Below are 4,624 nucleotides of genomic sequence, written 5' to 3'. Positions count from 1 at the left end.
ATAACCTGAGTATCCTAGCATTGTTCCCAGTATTATTACTACTAATACTATCCATAAAGGGTGTCTTTTTCCTTGATCTTTCCGAAAGTCCTTGACTTGTTTTAGTTTTTCTATTAAGCTCAACATATCTTTCAAAAGTTCGCGTTCACTCCTCATTTTACCTGACAGTGATCGCTTTTACTTTTGATATTCTGATGGGAGAATGAAACAGCCCTACCCTTATCAAGGGGGGACTAAGGGGGGATCGGCACCCCCCTTATCAAGGGGGGACTAAGGGGGGATCGAACCTAAAATCCATTTTTAATTTAATTATAACCAGCTACTTAGCGATCAGAGCAGCTTTCTGACCTTCTTGGCTCTGGGGGGCCAAATTTGGTCTTTTGATCGAGAAAAATAGAAGCAGTTAAACTAATCTCTTATCTCTTAGTCTTACCTTGGGTCAAATGGTCGCTATCAGGACAGAGATAGGCGATCGGCGAAACCTTCTGGTAGATTAGACTAAATGGGAGTTGGTTAACTGCTTTTATAAAATTGATGGTTCCCTAACCATCAGCATTGTCTAGGGTCGAAGGCAATAAAACAACCGAAGTTTAGGACTTTAAGCCAGAAGTTAAGAAAAAAAGTGAAATTATTATTTTTGAGTAATGGCCACGGTGAAGACGAGATCGCGATCCGGATTATTAAAAGACTGCAATCATCTCCCCTCTGTCCGGATATTACTGCGTTACCCCTAGTGGGTAACGGTTATGCTTATACTCGTCTGGGGATTCCCCTTCTCGATCGAGGTCAAAAAATGCCCTCTGGGGGTTTTATCACCAGGGATGCCAAACAATTATGGCGAGATCTGCGGGAGGGATTATTAGGATTAACCTCCCGTCAATACCGTCTGGTCAGAAATTGGGGCCAAGAAGGGGGAAAAATTGTCGCGGTGGGAGATATCTTACCCCTTGCCCTTGCTTGGTTGAGCGAGACAGATTATGCTTTTGTGGGAACGGCTAAATCGGAATACTATCTCCGGGATGAGCAGGGATGGTTAGATAGTAGCTCGATGATCGATCGCCTCTGGGGTTCCTACTATTATCCCTGGGAACGCTGGTTAATGGCCCGTCCTCGCTGTCGGGGGGTTTTTCCCCGGGATAGTTTAACTAGCAAAATTTTACAACAGTGGTCAATTCCCGTTTTCGATGGGGGTAATCCGATGATGGATGACCTTTTACCCTCGATAACGGGCGATTTTCCCCAAGATTGCCTAAATATTCTGCTGCTACCCGGTTCGCGCTTTCCCGAATCTCTCCACAATTGGCAGCAAATTATCGAGGCTGTGGCCGCCATTATCGGACGTTTTCCCGATTATAAGCTGGAATTTTTGGCGGCGATCGCTCCTCCTCTCCCCCTAGAATCTTTTACGGCTGCTTTAACTTCCCGGGGTTGGCGAGAACAAAGCATAAACAAGTTTATTTGTCAAGAGGTATTTATAACTATTTCTCAAAGGGATTACGCCGAATATTTAGGCCGTTGCCATCTAGCGATCGCCATGGCGGGAACTGCCACGGAACAGTTCGTCGGTTTGGGTAAACCGGCGATCACGATTGCGGGATCTGGACCACAGTTTACTGGCCATTTTGCCAAACTGCAACAGCGTTTATTAGGCTGTTCAATTCTCTTAGGCGATAGTGCCGAGTCAGTAGCAGACAAGTTAGAATATTTATTACAAAATCCCCCACAGTGGCAAGAAATCGCCTTTAATGGTCGTCAGAGAATGGGGTCAGCTGGGGCTTCCGATCGCATTGCCCAATGGTTACTAGGCAATTTTTGCCCTTAAACGAAAGTATCGGTCTGATTTTCGCCGCTAGTGGGCCCCTCAAAAATAGTTTCTAGGGCGATTTTTTGGGCGCTTGGTTGTTGTCCGTAGCTGAAAAGATAGGGAATTTCTCCGCTTTGTTGACGAAACCACTGGAAAACGTAGGGACTACCATAAACAATCAATGCTTGAATTTGTCCGGTTTTCAGCAAAGCTTGATAGATAGCTTTCGTTTCCTCCCCTAATCCGGCACTACCCCGAAAAGGATTACCACGGATGAATACTTGTAGGAGAGTCGTTTCTGGGGAGACGAGGGACTGATTAAAGGTGCTACAATCAATTATTTGGGTTTGATAACCCCATTGTCGGGGCATTGTCACCGCCGGACAAGAGCGATCGAGAAAGTCACAGTTGAGTAAATCATCGATAATGATTAAATTGCGGCCTTGAGTGGCTTTAATCGGTAAATTAGCGCTAACTGTTTGGGAATCTTTTAAAATATCGCTGACAATCTCTAGAGCTTGCGGTGCCGCTAAACTGCTTAAGGATTCTAAGGATGGCTGTCTTTGCCCCAATTTCTCTTTTGCTCGTTGAATACGTTGCCAAGAATCATTAATTCTCGCTTCGCTAATTGTACCCGCTTGCACGGCACTATACACCGCTTCGATCGCTTCGATCGGATCGGGAGGCATTAACAGTATATCGGCCCCCGCCTGTACCGCCCTCACTGCTATGGCGGCAGCGCTGGCAATTTTGGTTACTCCTCCCATAATCAGGGCATCGGTGACGATTAAACCCTGAAAACCGAGATTTTGGCGCAGTTTTTCCCCGAGAATTTTCGAGGAAAGAGTGGCGGGAAATTCGGCATCCCAAGCGGGAATTAACAGATGGCCTGACATAATACTATCAACCCCGGACTCGATCGCTGCTTGAAAGGGCGGCAATTCGATCGCTTCTAGGCGATGATGATCGTGGTTGATAATGGGAAGATCGAGATGGGAGTCATTGCTGGTGTCACCGTGGCCGGGAAAATGTTTGGCCGTGGTCAAAACTGGATAGGAATCCGCCCCTAAAATAAAAGCTTGAGCTAGATTAGCGACGATTTCGGGAGTTTCAGCGAAGGAACGAATATTAATAACGGGATTGTCGGGATTATTGTTCACATCGACAATTGGGGCTAAAATCCAGTTAATCCCGATCTCTAGGGCCTCCTTAGCGGTAATTGCTCCCATTTCCCTAGCATATTCTGTGGCTTTTGTCAAGCTTTTTTCGGCTATTTTTCCTAAAGCCATCGGGGGGGGAAACCAAGTGGCGCCGGAAAACCTTTGGCCGACTCCCTCCTCGATATCGGCGGCGATGAGGAGAGGATTATCGCTGGACCAACTTTGTAATTGTTGGCTACGGAAAGCGATTTCGGCGGCGCTGCCTCCTAAGAGAATTACCCCACCGAGGTGGAGGGTTTCTAACCAATGTTTCAGGGTGGCGTTGACAGGTTCCCAAGCAGGATAGCGGATTTGTTGGTCAAAGAGATAGCCGGAAGCGCGGACTACTATCATCTGACCAATACGTTCTTTTAGGGATAAAATGCGATCGCTCACTATTCAGTTATCAGTTATCAGTTATCAGTTATCAGGAGACTCCGAGACTCCGAGACTCCGAGACTCCGAGACTCCGAGACTCCGAGACTCCGAGACAGTCCCGATGAAAAAATTTTCACCCCCACAGATGAAAGAGGTTTCCTTCCCTACACCCCACACCCCACACCCCACACCCTCTTTCAAGTCAGGAGACTCCGAGACAGGAGACAGGGAGAAAAAAGACGGCTAATAGTTTTATTCTTCATCGGAATCGTCATCTTCTGGGGGTCGATCGCTTTTAATATGATCAAGAAGGTGTAACATTCGATCGCCGCGTTCGAGGGAAGAATCTTCTAGGAAGACCACTTCGGGGGTACGTCTGAGACGGATGCGTTGACCAAGTTCGCGCCGGACGAATCCTGCGGAAGCTTTTAAACCGGCCATAGTTTCGGCCTTTGCATCTTCGTTGCCGTAGATAGACACAAAAATTTTAGCGTGTTGCAGGTCGTGGGAGAGATCCACATCGGTAACGCTAACCATACCGGCACCGACCCGATCATCTTTAATTTCCATTAATAACATTTGGCTGACCTCGCGCTTAATTAGCGAGGACACGCGAGATACTCGACGGTCGTTAGCCATAATTTTCGTCCCCTAAAAACAGCGAAACCCTTACCATTGTATCAAGCTAATCCGAGCATGGCTTTGAGGGTGAAATAAAGAAAGGCGAAAGTTCCCCCCAGAAAGCCCACAAGTGCGATCGCTGTGAGGGGATTTTTTAATAAAGGGGCCAACCAGCCGAAAAAGGCGAAGAAAATCCCTAAACTAAAGCTAATCAGATAGCGGGGGTAACGGCTCACGTTATCAAAAAAGTCGCCCATAAATTTTATTTATTATCTTTGTCCGTAAGTAATTATAGCAGTAAGCTTCGATGCTGCCACGCCGCCCGATTAATGGGACTTAACAGAATCTCTAGACTTTTGTACTATTTAGTGGTATAACTATCTGGCTGGAGAGAAATACGGAATCACTCTACTCTAGATAAGTAGCTGGTTATAATTAAATTAAAAATGGATTTTGCCTTTAATCCCCCCTTGATCCCCCCTTGATCTATCCATTAGTCACATCTTTCTTAACATAAAATTTGACAAAAAGAGAAAAGTGTGCCAGATGGCTCAAGGGGGTTCTATGGGGGAACTAATTTGATGAGATAGTTTCCAAGTCTCGCTGATATCATGTAACCTTC

The 4,624-nt window shown here is 46.2% G+C and carries 6 protein-coding genes; 2 read left to right on the top strand and 4 right to left on the bottom strand.

Going from position 1 to position 4,624, the window contains the following annotated elements; all coding sequences use genetic code 11:
- A partial coding sequence (locus tag O9290_RS21930; protein WP_288056213.1) for a transposase family protein occupies positions 1–126 on the bottom strand: 126 nt, incomplete at its 3' end.
- A 496-nt stretch (positions 127–622) separates the two neighbouring features.
- On the opposite strand from O9290_RS21930, the gene O9290_RS21925 reads away from it, so the two are divergent.
- Positions 623–1,822 (top strand): lipid-A-disaccharide synthase-related protein, encoded by a 1,200-nt coding sequence (locus tag O9290_RS21925; protein WP_288058666.1) that lies wholly within the window; start codon positions 623–625, stop codon positions 1,820–1,822.
- Here O9290_RS21925 and O9290_RS21920 read toward each other — a convergent pair.
- The gene (locus O9290_RS21920; protein WP_288058664.1) at positions 1,819–3,399 is read right to left on the bottom strand and encodes a glycoside hydrolase family 3 N-terminal domain-containing protein; all 1,581 of its coding nucleotides are present in this window, start codon (positions 3,397–3,399) and stop codon (positions 1,819–1,821) included. The genes O9290_RS21925 and O9290_RS21920 overlap by 4 nt on opposite strands.
- 103 nt (positions 3,400–3,502) lie before the next feature.
- Between O9290_RS21920 and O9290_RS21915 the strand changes: the two genes are divergently transcribed.
- On the top strand, positions 3,503–3,628 hold the full coding sequence (locus O9290_RS21915; protein ID WP_288026337.1) for a hypothetical protein: 126 nt from the start codon (positions 3,503–3,505) through the stop codon (positions 3,626–3,628).
- A gap of 5 nt (positions 3,629–3,633) precedes the next feature.
- On the opposite strand, the gene rbfA is transcribed toward O9290_RS21915, so the two are convergent.
- The gene (gene rbfA / locus O9290_RS21910; protein WP_002759261.1) at positions 3,634–4,020 is read right to left on the bottom strand and encodes a 30S ribosome-binding factor RbfA; all 387 of its coding nucleotides are present in this window, start codon (positions 4,018–4,020) and stop codon (positions 3,634–3,636) included.
- Between the two features lie 41 nt (positions 4,021–4,061).
- Complete coding sequence (locus tag O9290_RS21905; RefSeq protein WP_002737592.1) at positions 4,062–4,259, bottom strand: DUF751 family protein; 198 nt, start codon at positions 4,257–4,259, stop codon at positions 4,062–4,064.
- Between the last annotated feature and the right edge of the window lie 365 nt (positions 4,260–4,624).

It is taken from the genome of Microcystis sp. LE19-41.2A, from assembly GCF_027530405.1.
GTDB classification, from domain to species: domain Bacteria; phylum Cyanobacteriota; class Cyanobacteriia; order Cyanobacteriales; family Microcystaceae; genus Microcystis; species Microcystis aeruginosa.
This window is presented reverse-complemented; position numbering and strand designations above follow the sequence as displayed.

Coding starts and splice junctions, on each gene's coding strand:
- O9290_RS21905 (WP_002737592.1), bottom strand. CDS start 4,259: ATGGGCGACTTTTTTGATAACGTGAGCCGTTACCCCCGCTATCTGATT.
- O9290_RS21915 (WP_288026337.1), top strand. CDS start 3,503: ATGAAAAAATTTTCACCCCCACAGATGAAAGAGGTTTCCTTCCCTACA.
- rbfA (WP_002759261.1), bottom strand. CDS start 4,020: ATGGCTAACGACCGTCGAGTATCTCGCGTGTCCTCGCTAATTAAGCGC.